The 19743-nt window shown below is 67.7% G+C and carries 17 protein-coding genes; 3 read left to right on the top strand and 14 right to left on the bottom strand.

Annotation, left to right across the window (positions count from 1 at the left end; genetic code table 11):
• Positions 1-36: 36 nt before the first annotated feature.
• The 5 genes from ACFWUP_RS14915 to ACFWUP_RS14935 form a co-directional block, all read right to left on the bottom strand.
• The gene (locus ACFWUP_RS14915; RefSeq protein WP_379234468.1) at positions 37-1278 is read right to left on the bottom strand and encodes a peptidoglycan DD-metalloendopeptidase family protein; all 1242 of its coding nucleotides are present in this window, start codon (positions 1276-1278) and stop codon (positions 37-39) included.
• 48 nt (positions 1279-1326) lie between these two features.
• A complete protein-coding gene (locus ACFWUP_RS14920; RefSeq protein WP_379234470.1) occupies positions 1327-3285 on the bottom strand; it encodes a trypsin-like serine peptidase in 1959 nt (652 codons plus the stop codon).
• A gap of 107 nt (positions 3286-3392) precedes the next feature.
• Complete coding sequence (legP, locus tag ACFWUP_RS14925; RefSeq protein WP_379234472.1) at positions 3393-4178, bottom strand: Dot/Icm T4SS effector Zinc-dependent metalloprotease LegP; 786 nt, start codon at positions 4176-4178, stop codon at positions 3393-3395.
• Positions 4179-4290: 112 nt separating this feature from the next.
• Positions 4291-4572, bottom strand: a complete 282-nt coding sequence (locus ACFWUP_RS14930; RefSeq protein WP_379234474.1) for a hypothetical protein — start codon at positions 4570-4572, stop codon at positions 4291-4293.
• Between the two features lie 13 nt (positions 4573-4585).
• Positions 4586-5827: an oxygenase MpaB family protein gene (locus ACFWUP_RS14935; RefSeq protein ID WP_379234475.1), complete on the bottom strand. Its 1242-nt coding sequence runs from the start codon at positions 5825-5827 to the stop codon at positions 4586-4588.
• A 271-nt stretch (positions 5828-6098) separates the two neighbouring features.
• Between ACFWUP_RS14935 and ACFWUP_RS14940 the strand changes: the two genes are divergently transcribed.
• Entirely contained in the window at positions 6099-6572 is a 474-nt protein-coding gene (locus ACFWUP_RS14940) for a hypothetical protein (protein WP_379234477.1), read from the top strand.
• Positions 6573-6594: 22 nt separating this feature from the next.
• Here the strand turns inward: ACFWUP_RS14940 and ACFWUP_RS14945 are convergent, their stop codons facing one another.
• The 9 genes from ACFWUP_RS14945 to ACFWUP_RS14985 form a co-directional block, all read right to left on the bottom strand.
• Complete coding sequence (locus ACFWUP_RS14945; RefSeq protein WP_379234479.1) at positions 6595-7287, bottom strand: PAS and ANTAR domain-containing protein; 693 nt, start codon at positions 7285-7287, stop codon at positions 6595-6597.
• Positions 7288-7302: 15 nt separating this feature from the next.
• Positions 7303-8508, bottom strand: coding sequence for a glycoside hydrolase family 76 protein (locus ACFWUP_RS14950; RefSeq protein ID WP_379234481.1), 1206 nt, complete (start codon positions 8506-8508; stop codon positions 7303-7305).
• A 114-nt stretch (positions 8509-8622) separates the two neighbouring features.
• On the bottom strand, positions 8623-9282 hold the full coding sequence (locus ACFWUP_RS14955) for a TetR family transcriptional regulator (protein ID WP_379234483.1): 660 nt from the start codon (positions 9280-9282) through the stop codon (positions 8623-8625).
• Between the two features lie 53 nt (positions 9283-9335).
• Positions 9336-10649, bottom strand: coding sequence for a lipase family protein (locus tag ACFWUP_RS14960; RefSeq protein ID WP_379234485.1), 1314 nt, complete (start codon positions 10647-10649; stop codon positions 9336-9338).
• Between the two features lie 111 nt (positions 10650-10760).
• Complete coding sequence (locus tag ACFWUP_RS14965) at positions 10761-12278, bottom strand: class I adenylate-forming enzyme family protein (protein ID WP_379234487.1); 1518 nt, start codon at positions 12276-12278, stop codon at positions 10761-10763.
• A 3-nt stretch (positions 12279-12281) separates the two neighbouring features.
• Positions 12282-13769: a carboxylesterase/lipase family protein gene (locus tag ACFWUP_RS14970; RefSeq protein ID WP_379234489.1), complete on the bottom strand. Its 1488-nt coding sequence runs from the start codon at positions 13767-13769 to the stop codon at positions 12282-12284.
• A complete protein-coding gene (locus ACFWUP_RS14975) occupies positions 13766-14833 on the bottom strand; it encodes an acyl-CoA dehydrogenase family protein (RefSeq protein ID WP_379234491.1) in 1068 nt (355 codons plus the stop codon). The genes ACFWUP_RS14970 and ACFWUP_RS14975 overlap by 4 nt, the downstream gene beginning before the upstream one ends.
• Before the next feature lie 9 nt (positions 14834-14842).
• Positions 14843-15988, bottom strand: a complete 1146-nt coding sequence (locus ACFWUP_RS14980; protein WP_379234493.1) for an acyl-CoA dehydrogenase family protein — start codon at positions 15986-15988, stop codon at positions 14843-14845.
• A gap of 28 nt (positions 15989-16016) precedes the next feature.
• Complete coding sequence (locus tag ACFWUP_RS14985) at positions 16017-17078, bottom strand: phosphotransferase family protein (protein ID WP_379234495.1); 1062 nt, start codon at positions 17076-17078, stop codon at positions 16017-16019.
• Positions 17079-17197: 119 nt separating this feature from the next.
• Between ACFWUP_RS14985 and ACFWUP_RS14990 the strand changes: the two genes are divergently transcribed.
• Positions 17198-18178: a lipase family alpha/beta hydrolase gene (locus ACFWUP_RS14990; RefSeq protein ID WP_379234496.1), complete on the top strand. Its 981-nt coding sequence runs from the start codon at positions 17198-17200 to the stop codon at positions 18176-18178.
• 8 nt (positions 18179-18186) lie between these two features.
• Complete coding sequence (locus tag ACFWUP_RS14995; protein WP_379234498.1) at positions 18187-19707, top strand: MFS transporter; 1521 nt, start codon at positions 18187-18189, stop codon at positions 19705-19707.
• Positions 19708-19743: the final 36 nt, after the last annotated feature.

Raw genomic sequence — 19743 nt, forward strand, 5'->3', positions numbered from 1 at the left:
ATCAGCCCCTGCCTCTCCTCGTGCCGACGCGTCGGCTCAGTCGACTACCGCGGCGGCATTGCTCAGCCCGCGCGGCGCGGCGCGCAACCCGTCCTCGGGCGCACCACCGTCCTGGCGGAAGGTCACCGAGACCACCGCGCCTGGCTCCGACACCTCCAGTCCGAGGAAGGTCTGGTACAGATCCACACCGGTGTACTGCCCGCCCGGCGCGCCGCCGATGATCTCGACCAGCGCCAGATGCAGGTGCGGGGGAATTCCGCCGAAACCGAACACGGTGCCGAGGAAATCACCGCGCGAGACCGTCGATCCGGGTCCGATTCCGGCCGGAACATCGGCCAGGTGCGTATAGAAGGCACCCATCATGTCGTTGTGCGCACGCACGAAAATCTGTGCGCCGTAGACCTTTCCGCTGTCGCCCCCCGGGTTGTGCGGTTGGAACCGGGTGATGTGACCGTCGAACGCCGCGAACACCGGGGTGCCCGCCAGCCCACCGAGATCCATGCCGTACTCGATATACCAATTCGGCCCCTGGTGACCGCCCTGATGCGGGCCGCCGAGACCGTTGGTGAATCCGGCGGGGTCGACCGGCGCGGAGAAGTCCATCGTGAACGCGCCCCGCGCACGGGCCAGCGCCCTGGGACGGGCGACGCGGCGGAAAGCGGGCAGTTCGGCGGCGATCTCGGGCGGCACCTCCTCCGAATCCCACGCGAGGCTGGCGCCGGGCACCGCGCCTTCGATCTCCTGGATCTTGTCCTGCACCACCCGCATCTGCTCGTCGTCGAGATCGCCGATCCGGGTGTCCACGCCGATTCCGAGCGCGGTGGCCACGGAGTTGGCGTAGGTGGCCGGATCGTTCCCGTCGGAGGCGGGTGCGTAGCGGGCGAATGCGTTCAGGATGGACAGGTCGCGATAGGAGGCCGACCGCAACAATTGCGCGATCGCGAAGTATCCGTCACTCCAGGTCGGGAAGATCAGGAAATTGTGCCAGTTGAATTTGCCCGGGTACTGCCCGAAGTCCGGGCCGCCGGCCACCCCGGTGATATTGCCCGGGTTGTTGTTCAGCCACGCGAAGCTGCCTTCGTGATTGCGCATGTGCGGTCGGCCACGGGCGATTTCGTCGGCGTGGATCACATAGTTGAAGATCTCTTTGCCGTGGCCGCCGTAGTCGGTGGGATCGTTCGGGTTGGTGCCGGGGAACCAGGTGGCCCGGGGAATGTTCTTGTCGACCGACATTCTGCCGTTCCAGTGCCAGACGTGGTCGCCGAGTTCGAGTGTCATTTTCCACCTACCTGTGTCGAGTGATTGCTGTGTGAATCGTGGTGCCGCTCAGGCGGACAGCGTGTGCCCGATGGTCGCCGCCACCGCGGCGTGGGCGAGGTATTCGGCGATGTCGTGCGCCCGCTCCTTGGGGTTCTCCACCGGAAGCTCGCGCAGGTCCGGTCCCCACGTCTGACGCAGCGGGCAGCCGATGGCGATCGGGTCGCCCGCGTACCAGGTGTTGAGCCATTCGCCGACCCGTTCCGGCCTGCTCGGACCGCCGCTGAGGAGCTTGCGGTACACCCCGTCGAGGCCCAGCGGGCTACCGGCGGTCACCAGCAGTCGCACGTTCAGTTCGCGGGGCAGCTGGGTGAGCAGATCCAGCGCGACCACGGTGCCGAGGCTGTGACTGACCAGGATCAGTTCGCCCTCGGTGGGTATGTCGGTGAGCACCGTGTCCAGCACGCTCTTGCGGACGCGTTCGTTGTCGAGATAGGCGGCGACGTCTTTGAAGATGGCGCCGATGAGCGCGGAGTCGAGGCCGCTGCGGGCGGCGATCCAGCTGAGCTGGTCGTGCAGTCGCCCCAGCACCACGGCCCCGAATCCGCCGAAGAGCTCGCGCTCGGCGGGCAGTTCGTCGGTGTCGGGCATGCCTGCCCAGTGGGCTGCCTCGGCGACCAGGGTCTCGTACAGTTCCGGTCCGGTGTCGACGGCCTCGCGGGTGTCCATGCTCTCGATGAGCTGGTCACCGTAGAAGGGGAAAAACACGTCGGCGGGGTCGATCGGGCTCAGGCCGGCCAGGGTGAGTCCCTTGTTCAAACCGGCGGTCCAGTTACGGCGCAGCTCGACCGGGTCGCGGCCCTGCTGTCCACGTCCGTGCAGGAACAGCACGCTGCGCCGACCACCGAACGCCGACGATCTGCCACGCAGTCCGTGCACCAGGCTCTCGGCAGCCGGAACTTGGTGCGGCACAGCCTTTGTCGTCGCCGGTGCGATCGCCGCGAGTCCGAGTTCGTCGAGCAGGGCGCGCTGCGCCGCATCGAACTGTCGCGATCCCAGGTCGTGCAGCAGCACGCTCACCCGCGTGCCCTCGTTGGCGATCCAGTCGATGGCGTCGTCGCCGTCGCCGGACTGCCACAATTTGCCGTCCTTGCGCAGCACCCGGCCTTTGTCGTCCTTCTTCGGGACACCGGCGTGATGCAGCGCGACGATTTCCCACTGGTCGTTGAACACCGGCGAGCCCGAGTTTCCCGGCTCGGTGTCGGAGGCGTAGTGCAGGAAGTCGTCGAGTTGCAGGTCGAGGCGGTTGTGCCGGATCGAGATCTCCTTGAGCCGCCCCGAGGGGTGCCCGACCACGTTCATCGCCTCGCCGATCACGATCTTGCCCGGCTTCGCGATCAACGGGTTCCAGCCGAACGTCGTCCCGGGCGCCACCCCGTCGGGCCCCGGCGCCACCCGCACCACGGTGTAGTCGAGGTGCTTGTCGGTCACGAAGAAGTCGGCGGGCGCGAGGCGATAGCGCACCGTGGCGTTCGGGACATTGTCGATGCCGACCTCGGCCCGGAACTCGACCACCACCGATTCGGCTGCCGCCGGTGTCGGCAGCACGTGGTTGTTGGTGAGCAGCAGCTGCGGTGACACCATCGAACCGGTACCCATCGGCACCTCACGACCGTTGTCGGCCAACGAGATTCGCGCCACTGCCGCGGCGGCGCGGGCACCGCGGGTGAGGAAGTTCGCGGCCTGCAGTTCGTTGGCGAAGCCGATCACCCGCTCGAGCGAACCGATGCTGTCCATCGGGTCGTGCCTGCCCAATTCGATCACCGCCTGCGCGGGCACTTCGCCGGTGACGAGCAGCCGGTCGGCGCGGGCGAGAATCTGTTCCTCGGTGTCGACGACATCGGACGCGCTCACCGCGCGGCGGCGAGTCACCTCGTCGCGTTGTGCCGCGGTATCGTCGAACCGCTGGGATGCGGCGTCGATCTGTTCGTGCAGTGCGGCAGTGCGTACTTCGCTCTCGGTATCCATGGGTCACCTCGCCCGGAGAATGTGTGCTGGGTATTCAGCGTGGGCGCGAGGGCGGTGAGCGATCACGAGTAGTGGACCACTCGACTTCGCCGCGCGCCTGCGTGTTGTCACGGGTAGATCGTGTGGGCGGCGTTGACATCGCCGGCCGAGAGCGCGGAGCGCTGGCCCATCGTCACGCCGGGCGGCACCGGCACGCGCGCCAGGATCGTCGGCTCCCCGGTGGTGCTGAACGCGGTCGCGGGGTAGTGCATGATCGAGCCGAAGTCGTAGCCGCCGACATCGTCGCCGTCGGTGATGTGCTGGTCGAAGTTGTGCCGGTGGGCGGGGTCGACACGGTCCAGGCGCACCGCGACGAAATTGCTCCGGTCCTCCCTGCTCTGTTCGTGCCAGAGCCCGAGCGCGTGCCCCATCTCGTGGACCACGGTGCCGACGGGCGCGGTGGCGGCCAGTTCGATCGTCTGCCGACCGCCCTGCCTTCCCACCGGGGAACGGCTCGACGTGCTCGGGACGAACCGCACGAAGTCGCCGTGGGCACCGGTGCGCGGGACGAACCGGATCCTGGTACGCGAATTCCAATGCGCGACCGCGTCGAAAACACGCTGCGGGGCGGGCAGCGCCGGATCGATTTCGAACGGGACCACGGCATTCGGCCAGCGAAACACCGCCCCGGAGATCACCACACCTTCCTGGCGCCTACGGGCGTCGAGCTCCTCGACGGTGCCGAGCACGATGTCGCCTTCGAAGATCGCCAGGTCGTCGACCGCCGCATAGCGCAGCTCGCGCACACCGTGGGCGACGCTGCCGATCAGTGCCGAGCCCGCCTCCGGGCCGGAATGGAATTCGCCGGTGTCGATCGTGTCGCCGGCCGACGGAACTGTGTCGTCGATGATCATGGGACTCGCGCTTCCTGTGTCGGGTTCGGCGACGGCGCATTCCGTCGCCTCTCCCAGCAAGGGTGGGCCGATGCCGGCCCACCACGCGCGAGTAGCGGGCTACCCGATCACGTCACCGGTAGCGGGACTGCGGGGTGCACGGACTCGCCGGTCCCGACATCGTGGCGAGGTCGCAGATGCCACTGGTCAGCATCTGGATGGGGGTGACGCCGAGCAGTACGAGGATGCCGATGAGATCGCCTTGACGGAGCAATTCGGCGCCCGAGCCGGCGGCCGTTGATCCGTAGTCGAGCGCTGATGAACCGGTGGCGTCGACCGGCGTGGGGTCGGCGGTCGCGGTCGGGGCCATGACGAGCGTTGCGGCCAGGAACGTGCCCGCGAGGGTGGTGCGCATATCGATCTCCATTTCAGCGAGGCGGCTGGTTCATGTCGCGGTTCATCGTCGGGATTTCGATGCTGATCGGCAGGCGCAGTTCGGCCAGGTAGACCAGGGCCGCCTTGCGGAGGAATTCGTCGAGCAGCCAGTAGGGGTCCGACAGCGGCGGTGCGGCGGTGAGCAGGCCTTCGCGCACGGCGATGAAGGGGCCCCAGCTGACGCGCAGCAGCGGGTCCCAGACGGGTTCGCGCGGGATGGCCAGTCCGTCGGCGATGGTGTCGCCGAGCAGGAAGCGGGTGAACGCGCCGAGAATCGGCTTGCTGAGCATGGCGAAGTCGATATTCGCGCCGAGGCCCAGGAGCCGGTCGGCGAGTTTCGCGCCCTCCGGTGTCGCCTCGATGATGGGGTCGAGGACCTGTGCCGCTTGGGAATTCGCGTCCGGCCAGGACTTCGGGATGTATTCGTCGCGCACGCCGAGCAGGTGCGCGGCCACCTGCCAGGAGTGCAGGAACGCTGCGGATTCGCGCGCCGGAATCGGCACGTTCCAGGCAGTCAGGTGTTTCATGACGGTGGTGGGCAGGCTGTGCCAGGTGACCATGATGTCGTTCTGGCTGATCGGGACGTCCTCGGTGGCCGAGTGCACCCAGTGCGGTGACTGGGGCAGCAGGTGGCGCACCGCCGCGTGGACCAGTCGGGTCTTGACGCAGGTGACGATCATTTCGCCTTCTGCCGCATAGGCGTTCGCGCTGCCGATGTCGTAGCCGAGCTTGGCGGTTTTGGAGATGCGGTCCTTCAGGTCGTGGCCACCTTTGGAGTAGTAGACCGCCCGCGCCTCCTTCGGAATGACGGTGCTCATCATCCCGCTGGCGAACCCGTAGAGCACACCGAGATACAGTCCGCGCTTCTTGTTGAACTCGATCGCAGTACTCAGGGCGAGCGGGTCGGTCCAGTGCGGGAGTTGGCGGGCGTACTCCATGAAATCCCGGAGGTCCGAAGGCAAACCTCCCGGCAGCGGTTGACCGTTCCTGGTCCAGGTGCGCAACAGTTCGTTGACTCTCGGCACGTCTCCGCGGTCGATCAGTCCGGCGACGAGATCGTCGGCCTCGGGATCCCACACGGTCATCGGGTCGGCGCCGGACCCGCTCCCGGCCACCGACCCCTCCGGCGGCCACGTCCACGGCTGCGCCCGCGCGGGTGTCACCATCGCCAACGCGCCCAGCGCCCCGGCGAGCCCGCCGACTTTCAATGCATCACGCCTGTTGAGTCCATCCATGACGTCTCCTCGTCGAGCACAACTGACCTCTACCGCGTGCGATGCAGGTGGCGCATCAGCAACTCACGGCCCAGAATGGTCAGTAACTTAACAGCCCTTTCGGTGAGCTGTATCCGCTTTACTCAATCGATCAACCGCCGTTTACAAGTCCATTGGCACGAAAATGCCCAGTAACTTATGACACCGGCGCGGGGCATGGCTCAGCACTGACTACGCTGGCAGCAGCCCGCATCGGGCAGTGATGTGCACCGACCCGCGAGGAGACCTACCCATGTGGCCGTCCGACTGGCCCTCGTCCGCCCGCGCGATCGCGACCGCCGTCGAGGCCGCGGTCAGCGCGGCGCGGGCCGCCGACGAATCGGGGTTCCGTGAGAGCACCGCGGACCTGGCCCAACTCCCCGCCGACCAGGTCACCGCGGTCCTGTCCGCGATCGTGCGGGACCTCCTGGAAACCGCGCACCCCGACGGTCTCACCGGCGACGACGTGCGCGCGGTACTCGACGCGGTCGTGCGGCGATCGGTGGCCTGGCTACCTCGACTCGATGCCGCCGCGGTGTTCAGCGCGCTCGCCGGGGCACTCGGAATCGACGAGTCCGAGGATCCGGACCGCGTTCAGAGCAACCCCCACCCGGCGGCGGTCCTGTTGATCGACTACCTCGCCGACCTGACCCGGACGCCGCCGCAGCAACCGGTTCAGCGCGCCATCAACGAGATCGCCAGGGCGGAAACCGTCGAAATGCCTTGAGCAGCAGACTCGTTCGCCGGTTTCAGCTCTCACCTCGGCGCTGGTGCACCGTCAGCAGGAGATGATCGAAGCGGGTCCGGCAACCGGGCAGGTGCGGGTTGATCGACCTGACGTCGGCGACGATCTGGGCGGCGATATCGCGCAACTTCATGTTGGTCTCCTGCGAACGCCAGCGCAGCACCTTGAACGCCTGATCGGCACTGATGCCGTACATGAGGATCAGCGCGCCCTTGGCCTGTTCGATCTCGGCTCGTGCCTCGACGAGTTCGGGCACGGTCTCGTCGAGGGTGTCGCGACGTTCTTCCTCGAGCCGATCGGTGACGTCGACGTAGTGGCCCGTCGTGCCGATCACCGTGCCGTCCTCGTCGGCCATGTGGTCGCCGACGACGAAGACCTCGTGAATCCGGCCCTCGGTGTCCACGATCCGATGCCGACCGCAGACCGGATCGCCCGCGTTCACGGCGGCGGTGACGGCCGACCCCAGTTCTTCCTGATCGTCGGGGTGCTGATGAGAGAGCAGCAGCTCGGTGGTCGGCTCGACTTCACCGGGCTGGTAGCCGTAGATCGCGGCGAGCTCGTCGGACCATTCCCACCGGCCGTCGGCAAACCAGTAGCGAAACGTTCCGACGCCCATGCACGCTTCGGCGCCGATCACCGTGTTGATCACGGCTACCGCCTCGGGCACGGACTGTTCATTCGACTTCACAACGAGCATTATCCACCCCGCAGGTCAGCGACCGGCAACAGTGAGGCGATAGTCGGCTTCCATGAGCATCCAGCCGCTCAGCTGCACCGAGAGGTCGCGGCTGAGGTTGGCCGACGAGGCCGCGGCAGCGTCGGCTAGCTGCAGGAAGGTGCCCGGCTGTTCCGGCACCACCACCGGGCGGGCCCAGTCGGCGCCGAACAGCGGTAGCCCGTCGACCTCGGCGCGGTTCGTCCAGGCGGCTTCGGCGGAGGCGTGCACGATGTTCGCCGCGGTCGTATCGTCCAGTGCCAGTGCGGTTTCGGCGAGATACCGGGCGAGAATTCCCATGAACAACCCGGAGTCGTTCGCGGCGGCCGAGGCGATCACCCCCGCCTCGGTGAGCCCGTTCTCGACCGCGCCGACAAGTGCTGTCGCGCGGTGGCGGTGGACGGGTTCGCCGGTGCGCAGTGCCAGTTCGGTTTCCAAGCCGATGGTCACGCCCTGGCAGTAGGTGTGCACGGTGCGGTCCACTCGCCCGCCGGGCTCGTGGACACCGTCGAGGATCAGGCCGGTCTCGGCGTCACACAATCGGGCGTGCAGGAAGTCGGCCAGTTGCTCGGCACGGGGCACCTCACCGAGCCGGGCCAGCGCGATACCGGTCGGACCGATCGCCGGAGTGTTGTAGAAGTCGTCGCCGGACCGCCACGGCACCGCACCGACGTCAGGGTTCCAGCCCGCGAGCAATCCGGTGCGCAGATCCGCCAACGCATCGTCGAACTGAATGTCCAACAACCGCTCGGCACGATCGAGCGCCAGCGCCAGCCAGCCCATATCGTCGTAGTACCGATTGGTCCACCCGGTGACATTGCGGGTTCGGATACCGCGCGCGACGGCGACGACCCGATCGATGCGTTCAGGGGTGCGTGCCCGGTGTGCCGCGTCCACCGCACAGTCGAGCAGGTGCGCCTGCCACCAGTAACACCACCGGCCGACCGCCGCACGTTCCACCAGATCCGCGGGCCACACGAGCGTGCCCAACTGCCGACGCGACAGCCCCCACAGCGATCGCACATGCCGCTCCACGATCGCTCGTTCCGCCAGGTCGGCCCGCTGCCCCGCACCGAGTTCGACGGCCCGCTTCGGGGCGATCGTCCCCGCCTGTGTCGGCTGCGCCACCACGGTCAAAGCGATCGCCGCGCCCGCCGCACACAGCAGACTGCGCCGACTGAACTCCTGGTTCCGGCGATCCATCCGCTCGGACTCCTCCTACTGGACAACGCCCGTGGCAGGCGAAACTCCAGTATCCCTTGCCGGGATGACCGGAGCTTGAACTGCTCCGGTTCGCCACGAAAACGTTCGGCCTGCCTACGACCCGCCGGTTCCCGGGGAATACGGCGAGCCGAACCCGGTCGCCCATTCGAATGCCGCATCCGCATCGGCGGTCCGTTCAGCAGCCGCGGCGAAGGCCTCGTTGTTCTGGGTGAGTCGCGCGATGGTCCGTTCGAGGGCGGGCAGGATCTCGGTGATCTCGAGATCGCCGTGGGCGAAGCGGGCCAGCAGCGCGTAGACCATATTGGTGAGCACGAGTGCGAGATCGGCGGCGTACTCGGCGTCGAGCCGGGCGAACATCGTGCTGACGGCGGGCAGCACCGCGGCGAAGCCCTGGGCGTCGAGCCGGTGCCCGCCGGGGCCGGAACGGGCGTGCGAGTAGGCGGCCAGCATCCGGGGGTGGCGTTCCCACGGTTCGAACACGTACCGGGTCACCCGATTCAGCACGTCGGCGAGTGATTCGCCGGGGCGCGGTGGGTCGAGTTCGGTGTAGGTGTTGGTGGCCATCCACTGGGCGACCGCGGCGAGGACGAGTTCGTCGCGGGTGGGATACAGCTTGTAGACCGTGGTCAGCGAAACGTGCGCGACGCCGGCCACCCGGCGCAGCTGAACCGCGTCGTAACCCTCCGATTCGAGCAGCGACAGGGTGGTTTCGGTGATCTTGCGCGCGGGATCACCTTCGCCCTTTTTGGCCACCCCGCCACAGTAATCCATCGACTTGTCCTGCTACCGAGACGATTCGACGCGGTTCAGTCCAGGCTGCAGCCCGAAACCGGTTTGTCGGCCAGGCGATCGAGGAGATAGGTGAACGCGTTGTCGGGACCGAAACCGTCGATGAGTTCCGGACCGAAATGATTCGGGATCGTGGTGCCGGGCAGGATCGGCGGCAGATCGTTGGCGCGGAAGGTGACCGTCGCGCCCTTGCCGCACCAGTCCTCGGCGAGGCGGCGGGCCTGGCCGTACGGGACGGTGTCGTCGTTGCGCCCGCTGGTGATCAGCACCGGGGTGGCCGGGGTGGAATTGCCGATGCGCAGTTGTTCCAGTACCGGTGCGGCTTCGGGCAATTCGGCGAGATGGGCCGACAGCGAACGCCCGTCCTTGGTGAGCGAGGTGGTCTTCAGGAACGGGTGGTGGGTGATCACGTCGGCGATGCAGGAATCGCTCAGCGTCGCGAGCATGGCGCGACCGGCGGGGCTGGTGACCTGGTCGACCGCGCGCTGCAGTTCGGGATAGCGCGCGAGCATGCCGTTGACGGCGTAGCCGATCGCGCCGCCGATCAACGCGCCATCGATCTTCTCCAGGATCGCGGCCAGGTCGGCGACCGGTCCCCCGGCCCAGGTGCCTTTGAGATTCAGCTCCGGTGCGTAGGTCGGCTGCATCTCCGCGGCGGCCGCGGTGGCGCCACCACCCTGGGAGTAGCCCCAGAGCACGACCGGCGTCTCGGGTCCGACTCCGGCCAGGTTGTTGGCCGCGCGGACACCGTCGAGGATGGCGTGCCCGCTCTCGAACCGGTTGGCGTAGGTGTGGATGCCGGGGGTGCCGAGGCCGACGTAATCGGTCACCAGCACCCGCGCGCCGAGGCCGCTCCAGACCGTCGACGACGGTAGCTCCTGGTTCGCCGACAAACCCAGCGGTTGCGCAGACAGCGATACCCCCGTCGAGAAGGCCACCGACATCGCGCAACGGTCGGCCTGACCGGAGGTGCCGGGGCCGATGACCACCGTCGGACGCGGTCCCGCGCCCCGCCACGGTCCGGTCGGTTCGAGGTAGGTTCCGCTCACCGCCACCGGCGACCCGTCCTGCAGCCGCGAGGTGTACATGACGTGCTGCGCCTTGCCCGGCCATCCCTGCTCGGTGGGCGGGGTCACGAACAACGACATCGGTGCGGTCTTGATGATCGCGCCCGGTTGCTGCGGAATCCGTTCCGGCGGCGTGTAGAACGAGCTCATCGGCTCGGCGGCCGCCTCCCGCGTCGCCACCCCGGCCACCGCCGTAGCGGTAGCCAGGACCAACGCCGCACCGACGCGTCCGGCCCGCACCCATCGCCGATTCTGTCGCTTCATCGAGAACCTCTCAGTCGACACCACCACCGGCGTCGTCGCCACGGTGACTCAGGTCGCCGGAGAAGCAGATCATGATGCCCGTCACACCAGCGCCGACCGAGAGTAACACGGTTACTGTGCGTCGATTTCGAGGAGTGCTCGGCGGTCGATGGATCGCTTGAGAATCTTGCCCGTCGCCCCCTTCGGCAGGGTGTCGACGAACTGGATCACGCGCGGGATCTTGTAGGCGGAGAGGCGTTCGCGGGCCCATGCCGATACGTCGTCGGCAGTGAGGGTCGATTCCGGGTGGCGTACGACGACTGCGGCGACCTCCTCGCCGTAGTGGTGGTCGGGGATGCCGATCACAGCGACTTCGACGATGTCAGGGTGCGCGAAGAGGATTTCCTCGACCTCGCTCGGGTACACGTTGTAGCCGCCGCGGATGATGAGGTCCTTGGCTCGGTCGACGATGCGCAGGTCACCCTCGGTGTCGGTGGCGCCGAGGTCGCCGGTGCGCAACCAGCCTTCGGCGTCGAGCACGGCGGCTGTGTCGGATGGTCGTTCCCAGTAGCCCTTCATGACCGTCGCGCCGCGAATGAAGATCTCGCCGACGGTCGAGGGCGGGCACGGATCGCCTGCTTCGTCGCGGACCTCGATCCGGGTGAACGGTGTCGCGCTGCCGACGAAGCCGATCTTCGGGCCCCGGTCGATGTCGGTGAAGGTGCCGAAGGCGGTAGTTTCGGTGAGCCCGTAGCCCTCGAGGATGGTGCAGCCGAAGCGTTCTTCGAACTGCTGCGTCACCGCGGCCGGCAGGGACGCGCCGCCGGAGATCGCGATGCGCAGTTGCGCGAAGTCGGCGGGGTCGGTGTCGGCGGTCGCGTGCAGCATGGCGTTCCACATGGTCGGCACCCCTGCCAGCACGGTGAGCCGGTCGCGACGCAGCATCGCCGTCATCGCCGCCGCGTCGAAACGGGGCAGCAAGGACAGTGATCCGCCTGCGGTGAAGGTTGTCATCATCACCGAGGCCTGGCCGAAGATGTGGAACAGCGGCAGCGCGGTGCCGGTGCGGTCCGCTCGCGTCGAACGGCTGCACGCGACGCCGATTTCGCCCGCGGACAACAGATTTCGCACGGTCAGCTGAGCGCCTTTGGGTCGGCCGGTGGTGCCGGAGGTGTAGAGGATCGCGCCGGTGTCGTCGGGGTCGCGATCCCGAACCTCCGTCGTCGCGGGCCCCGCGTCGGCACCGGGCCCCAGCGTCCAGACCGGCACGCCGCGCGCCCGCGCCGCCGACGATGCGGCAGGACCGAGGGTGTGCCAGGTGATGACGAGCGCGCACCCCGCGTCGCCGAGGACGTAGTCGACCTCGTGCTGGGTCGACATCGTATTGATCGGCACCACCACGGCACCGGCCACCTGAATCCCCAGGTAGGCGACAACGAACTCGGGCACCGACGGCGCGACGAGCAACACTCTCTCACCGACGCGCACCCCGGCCTCGACCAGGGCGGCGGCATAATTGATACTCCGCGAACGTAATTGGTGATAGGTCCAGCCGCTGCAGCCACCGGGGACGGAGCTTTCGCCGCGCACGGCCACCGTGTCGGGGTGAGTGTCGGCATGTCGTCGAACAGGATCGAACAGGTTGGGCATGGGTCAGTCCTGCCGTCGTGGGAATCGGGTCGCGTCTTCGTCGGCGCGGGGGTTGCCGACCAGGGTCGAGGCGGGCTCGTCGAAGGTCATGACCAGGCGGCCCTCGGCGTAGGACGGCCAACCGGGGTCACCGTTGGTGGCGAAACCGACCCAGGCCGCGTGCATTTCGTCGGCGATTCGCTGTGGTGGATTCGGGCCGGTGAGACTGGTCGCCGCGGCCAGGGTGTCGAAGACGAAGGGCACCTCGAGCGCGTGCATCGCACCCAGATTCTCGCGCCGCCAGGCGAATTCATAGAGGTACGCGGGTGTGCCGACGGCGGCCTGTAGTTCGGCGAGTTCCCTTGTCGGACCGCGGAATACGGCGTCGCTGACCATCGCGGCCAGCAGGTCCCCCGCAGTCGCCTCGGGGCGGTTGACCGCGTACGCCCTGATCGCCGAAGCGCCGATGCCGAAGCGGGCCAACGCGAACGGCAGCGTGTCGACGGTGATCACGTCCCCCAGCCCTGTCGGCACGGTGAACAGCCGGAACTCCTCGGTGGTGTAGCCCGCGAGCAGGGCGATCCCGCGCGCCGATCCCGCCCCGATCGCCTCGACCGGCACCATGGGCACAACCTCGCCGTCCACGACGGGAAAGAAGCTCATGCCCGCACCGGCGCTCACCACCGAGGCACCCCAGCGCGCCGGGTTCGGGTCACGGGCGAAGTCCGCGCGCACCGCCTCCTGCGCGACCAGCAGTGCCGAGGGCGACACTGCCGCAAAGGCTTCCACGCTGGCGGGCACTCCAAGTACCTTGCCGAGTTCGCCACTGAGCACGCGGGCGTCATTGATGGTTGCCGCGATCGACGGATTGCCGCTCTGCATGATCGCGCGACCGAACAGCCCCGTGGCGGCCGGCGAACCGAGCAGTGCGGCGATGCTCATCGCGCCTGCCGATTGGCCGAAAACAGTGACATTGTCGGGGTCACCGCCGAACGCCCGGATGTTGTCGCGCACCCAGGCCAGCGCGTACAGCTGATCGAGCAGACCACGGTTGGCCGGCGCACCGTCGAGCACGGCGAATCCGGCTGCGCCCAGCCGATAGTTGATCGACACGAGCACCACCCCGTCACGGGCGAAACCGGTGCCGTCATAGGCCGGCACGGCGTTGGCGCCGTGAACGAACGAACCACCGTGGATCCACACCATGACGGGCAACCCGCCACCGCCGGGCGTCCAGACGTTCACGTTCAGCGATTCCGTCCCCGCCACCAGGTGAGTGCCCAGGATCTCCTCGATTCCGGGCGGATACGTGCCCTGCAGACATGTGGGACCAAGGGTGTCCGCGTCGCGAATCCCGTCCCAGCCCACGACCGGTTCCGGCGCGCGGAACCGGGACGGACCCACCGGGGGTGCGGCGTAGGGCACTCCGAGGAACGCGCTCACACCGTCGACGGTCCTGCCCCGCACCTTGCCGCCGGTCACCTCGACCACCGGCCGGTCGGCGGCCTTCACAGGTCGACCATGTCGTACTCGGCGACCCGGTCGGTCAGGTAGCGCAGGTGGTCGCCGGAACTGCCGAGCGTCTGCTCGATGGCGGTGAGCCGGGCGAAGTAGCGCGATATCGGGTGCTCGGTGGTCATGCCGATACCGCCGTGCAACTGGACGGCTTCCTGGCCGACGAAGCGTGCCGAGCGCCCGACGCGCAGTTTCGCGCGCGCGGCCACCGTCTGGTCGATCATGCCGTCGGCCAGTGCCGTCGAGGCGTAGACGGACATGCCGCGAGCCAGCGTGACCGCGATGTACATGTCGGCGGCACGGTGGCTGAGCGCCTGGAAGGACCGCAGCGGAACGCCGAACTGTTTTCGGGTGCACAGGTATTCGGCGGTGATGCGCAAGGTCTCGGTCATCGCGCCGACAGCTTCGGCGCACAGCGCGGCCTGGGCGGCGACGTGCACGGCTTCGATCGCGTCGTCGGCCCGGCGGGAGGCGAGGGGTTCGGCGGGGGCCTGGTCGAAGACGATGTCGGCCACGCGACCACCGTCGTGGGTCGCGTAGCCGCGCCGGGTGACGTCGGCGGGGTCGACGAGGAACAGGCCGACCCCATCGGGGCCGGTCGCGCTGACGATGAGCAGATCCGCTTCGTCGCCGTGCAGAACGGGCGACTTGCGTCCACTCACCCGCCACGAATTGCCCTGTCGCACTGCCGATGTCGACACCCGACGCGAGTTCGGCTCCTCATGGGCGAACGCGAGTCGCAGCGCCCCTGCCGCGACCTTCGGCAGCAGGTCACGCCGTTGCGCGGGACTGGCCGCTTCGACCAGCAGACCGCCGGGCAGGTACGCGCAGTCGAGCACCGGCACGCGGGCCAGGGCGGCGCCGAGTTCGGACATGACGATCATCGCCTCGATCGGGCCCGCGCCCTGGCCGCCGTCGGATTCGGGGAAGGTCAGCCCGAGCAGTCCGAGGTCGGCGAAGGTGGCCCACAGGTCATCCGGCTGGGTGGTCGGCTGGTCGGCCAGGACATTGCCCACGGTGTCGCGCAACATCGTTTGTTCCGCGGTCGGTTCGAAATTCATGGGCTCGGCTCACAGTCCGAGGATCGTCGAGGCGATGATGCCGCGTTGCACCTCGGTCGATCCTCCGTAGATGGATGTTTTGCGGCAGTTGAGGTAGGCGGCGGTGCTGCGGCCCGCCCAGTGGTCGACAGCGGAGTGCAGCGCATCGGGGCCCGCGACCTCCATCATCAGTTCGGTGGCGGCCTGCTGGAGTTCACTGCCGCGCAGTTTCAGCACCGACGAGGTCGGCGCCTTCACCCCCGCACTCGCGCCGAGCTGCACCAATTCCAGCGCGAGGGTGTCGTTTTCGAGTTCGGCCAGCCGCGCCGCGAACAACGGGTCGTCCAGGAGCGTCCCCTCGCCCACGCGGGTGCGCCGGGCGCGCGCTTTGATCGTCGACAGCGCGACCTTGGTGCGGCCGACGGCGGCCATGCCGGTTCGCTCGTTGCCGAGCAGGAACTTCGCGTAGGTCCAGCCCTGATTCTCCTGTCCGACAAGATGTTCGGCGGGCACCCGGACGTCGTCGAGGAACACCTCGTTCACCTCGCGGCTGCCACCGACGAGCTCGATCGGGCGCACCGTGACACCGGGCGTGTCCATCGGAATCAGCAGCAGTGAGATCCCGGCCTGCTTCTTGGCCGCACCGGGGTCGGTGCGGACGAGGCAGAACATCCAGTCCGCGTGCTGGGCGGCGCTGGTCCAGATCTTCTGCCCGTTGACGACGTATTCGTTGCCGTCGCGTGTCGCGGTGGTGCGCAGCGACGCCAGGTCAGAACCGGCTTCGGGCTCGGAAAACCCTTGGCACCACCAGATGTCGAGGTTCGCGGTCGCCGGCAGGAACCGTGCCTTCTGTTCCTCCGTGCCGAATCGGGCGATGACCGGGCCGATCATGTCGACATTGAAGGTCAGCGGTTCCGGCACCGAGGCCAGGGCCATCTCGTCGTGCCAGAGATGGCGCTGAATCGGCGTCCAGTCCCGGCCACCCCATTGCTGCGGCCAGTTCGGTACGGCGATGCGGTGGGCGTTGAGGATGCGCTGGGTGGTGATGAGCGCTTCGGGGCTGAGTGCACGGCCTTCCCGCACGTCGTCGCGGATCTCGGCCGGGATTTCGGTGCGGTACAGGGACCGCAGGTGATTGCGGAAGGCGATCTCGTCGCCGGTCAGTGCCAATTGCATTGTCGTTGTTCGCTTTCTGCGGTGATGGTCACAGGCCGGTGGCGGTGGCCACCACGTCGGCGAGGTCGACGAGGTGGTCGATCTGTGCCGTCGTCGGGGCCCCGGCGTGGGTGCTGTTGTCCGGGTTGTCGAGGGTGCGGCGCCGGACGCCTTCGGCGATGATCGCCAGCTTCCAGAGGCCGAGCGCGTGCCAGAAGGCCAGTGCGGCGGGATCGCGTCCGGTGTGGTCGAGGTATTCGTCGACGAGTTCCTGCCTGCTGGGAAACCCGGGCAGCGCGGTCATCTCGAACCCGGGGACGGCGAGTTCGCCCGGCTCGCACCAATAGGCGAGCAGGCTGCCGAGGTCGGCCAGTGGGTCGCCGAGGGTGCACAACTCCCAGTCCAGGACCGCGGTGATCGAGCCGTCGGTGGGCGCGATGATCATGTTGCGAAGGTGGAAGTCACCGTGCACCAGGGTCAGTTCGTGCTGTTCGGGGATCGCGGCGGTGAGGCGTGTGGTGAGGTGGTCCACTCGCGGCAGCTCCCGGGTTCGAGACTGCTCCCACTGCCTGGACCAGCGGCGGAGCTGCCGTTCGGCGTAGGGGCGGTGGGAGGCCAGGTCGGTCAGCCGGGTGGCGGCCAGGTCGACGGCGTGCACCTGGGCCAGCGCGCGGGCCAGCGCCAAGGACGTGGCCCGCCGCTGATGGGGCGTGAGCGACTGCGCGACGGCGATGTCCTCGACGACCTGTCCCTCGACATACGAGAGCAACACCATCGGGACGCCGTCCTGGGCACCGACCCCGAGGACCCGCGGCACCGGCACCTCCGTGTCCTCCAGCGCACGCACCACCCGCGCCTCGCGGACGACGTCGTGGGCGGAGGCGAGCAACTCCCCCAGCGGCGGTCGGCGCAGCACCCAGCGGCGGTCGGCGGTGTCGGTGACCAGGAAGGTCAGGTTGGAATTGCCCGCACCGATGCGGGTGACCTCGACCGGCCCGGTACAGCGCAGACCGAGCGAGACCAACCAGTCCCGCAGGTGGACACGGTCGATGGCCAGTTCGACAGACACGAAGACTCCTCGCAATGGAACGAATATGTCTAGACGTTCCATCAGATCGCTCGTCCTGTCAATCAGTTCCCGCGCATTCCTCGAATACTTGCCATTTGCGCTTTATTGTTAGTAAAGCTGTGCTAGAACTCATGACAGACAACGACGTCCTAGGAGTGCTCATGTCTTCCCTCACCCGAATCACCTCCCCCCGCCGCACCGGCCTCGTAAAACGCCTGGCCCTGACCGCGGCACTGGCCGGTCTCGCCGCCGCGGGCACACCCGCCGCGCAGGCCGCACCGCAATACCCCGTCCCCTACGGGCTGATTCCCGGAATCACCCACTACCTCGACCGCACCGCCCCGCCGGGAGCCAACGACTGGAACTGCAAACCGAGCGCGGAACATCCCGAGCCGGTGGTGCTGGTGCACGGCTTGACCGCCACGATGGCCGCCAACTGGACAACCATCTCGCCGCTGCTGGCCAACAACGGCTACTGCGTGTTCGCCCTGAACTACGGCATCGACCCGGACGCACCGGTGCCGTTGAACCTGATCCCAGCCACGAAGTCGATGCGCGAATCCTCGGCGAACGACCTGGCGCCGTTCGTGGATCGCGTGCTGGCGGCCACCGGCGCGCAGAAGGTCGACCTCGTCGGCCACTCCGAAGGCACCGTCATGCCGCGCTGGTACATCAAGTACCTGGGCGGCGCGACCAAGGTCGCCAAGTCGGTCAACCTGACCCCGATCAACAATGGCACGCAGGCCGGCGGTCAAGCCCTGATCGCCCGTGCGCTGAAGGCCCTCGGCGTGTGGGACGACACCCAAATCCGTGCGGAGGCTTTCGGATTCGGCGCGAGCCTGCAGATGACAACCGGCTCGGACTACCTCGAACAGGTGAACTCCGGTGACGCTTACCCCGCCGACATCGACTACACCTTCATCATGACCCGCTGGGATCAGGTGGTGGTTCCACACACCAGCGGCATGGGGCCGATCGCCCCGAACGTCACCAATATCGTCGTGCAGGACCAGTGCCCGCTCGCCCTGTTCGAACACGCGGGCGCGGCCGGGGATCCCGTTGTCGCACAGCACATTCTCAACGCACTCGACCCGGCTAATCGCATCCCGGTCGACTGCTTCGCCCGACCCCGCAACGGCTGACCACGACCATGACGAGATCGTCGTTCGAGCTCTGGAACCGGCAACTGGACCGGTTCCCCACCAACGGAAAGCGAGCGACATATCTGGCGATCACCGTCGCCGCCACCGTGGTGCTGTACTACCAGCTCTACGTTCAAGGCGCGGTCGTGACGAAAGTCCTTGCCGACCTGGATATGTCGCTGACCTACTTCATTCTCGGCCAGGTCGTCGGGGGCCTTGTCGGGATACTCGGCTCGCTCGCGGCCGGCCTCGCCGATCGGTGGGGCCGTGCCAACCTGGTGGTCTACGGCCTGATCGTGGTGTCGCTACTGGTCGGCGTCGGGGCACCGAACGTCGGCAGTCCCCTCGCCTACATGGTGGTTTTCGGGCTGATCGCCGGGGTCGAAGGGGTTGTGCTGGTCTCGACTCCCGCGCTCATCCGCGACTTCTCCCCGCAGCTCAACCGCGCCTCAGCGATGGGGTTCTGGACGCTCGGGCCGGTGCTCGGCAGCTTGCTCGTGACGGTCATCTCCAGCATCACCCTTGGTACGCACCATGATTGGCAGTTCCAGTTCCGGGTGGCGGGCGTGGTCGGGGCGGTGATCTCGTTGGTCGCGTTCGTCGGGCTGCGCGAACTCACACCGCGACTGCGCGATCAACGGATGGTGAGTCTGCGTGACCGTGCGCTGCTGGAAGCGCGGGCACGCGACATCCCGGCAGATCAGTCGACGCGCGGTCATTGGCGGCAGATGATGACCAGCCGAATCCTCATCCCGGCCGGGGCGATCAGCTGCTACCTGCTGTTCTACTACGTGGCCGTCGGATTCCTGGTGCTGTTCCTGGTCACCACTTTCGGCTACAGCGACGCCCGCGCGAACAGCCTGGCCACCTGGTATTGGATCGTGAACGCGCTGAGCCTCATGGCATTCGGGGTGCTCTCGGATGCGGTGGGCGTGCGCAAACCGTTCATGATCGTCGGCGGACTGATCAGCGCGTTCGGTATCGGCTGGTTCGCTGTCGCCACCGGCGACAGCCACACCAGCTACCGCCTGTTCGCCACGATCATCGTGGTGATCGCCCTCGGTACCGGGATGACGTTCGCCACCTGGATGGCGGCCTTCACCGAAACCGTGGAGGCGAGCGATCCAGCGGCGACCGTGACCGGGTTGGCGGTGTGGGGCGCGTGCGTCCGGGTGGTCGTCGCGTTGTCGTTCACCGCGCTGGTCTTCGCGATTCCCGCCGCCGGTGTGCTCGCGGACTTCGGTCCACGGGTGACGCACACCTCGGCGGCGGTGCAGGCCGGGACAGCGGTTCCCGCGGCGGACCTGCAATACCTGGTCCAGCACGGCGAGGATGTCCGTCGCGCGGCCCGTAACGCTCCGCGCCAGTGGCAACAGCTGTGGTGGATATGCCTCGCCGCACAGCTGATGTTCTTGCCCTCGGTGTGGTTGCTGGTCGGCCGGTGGCGACCAGCGTCGGCGCGTGCCGACGCGCTTCGGCACCGGGCGTCGGTCGAGGAAGAGCTGTTCAGGCTCACGGTGCGGAAATGAACGCCGTTCACTCCTCGGACGAGGCGGTAACCTGCA

It is taken from the genome of Nocardia sp. NPDC058658 (assembly GCF_042716665.1).
Lineage (GTDB): Bacteria > Actinomycetota > Actinomycetes > Mycobacteriales > Mycobacteriaceae > Nocardia.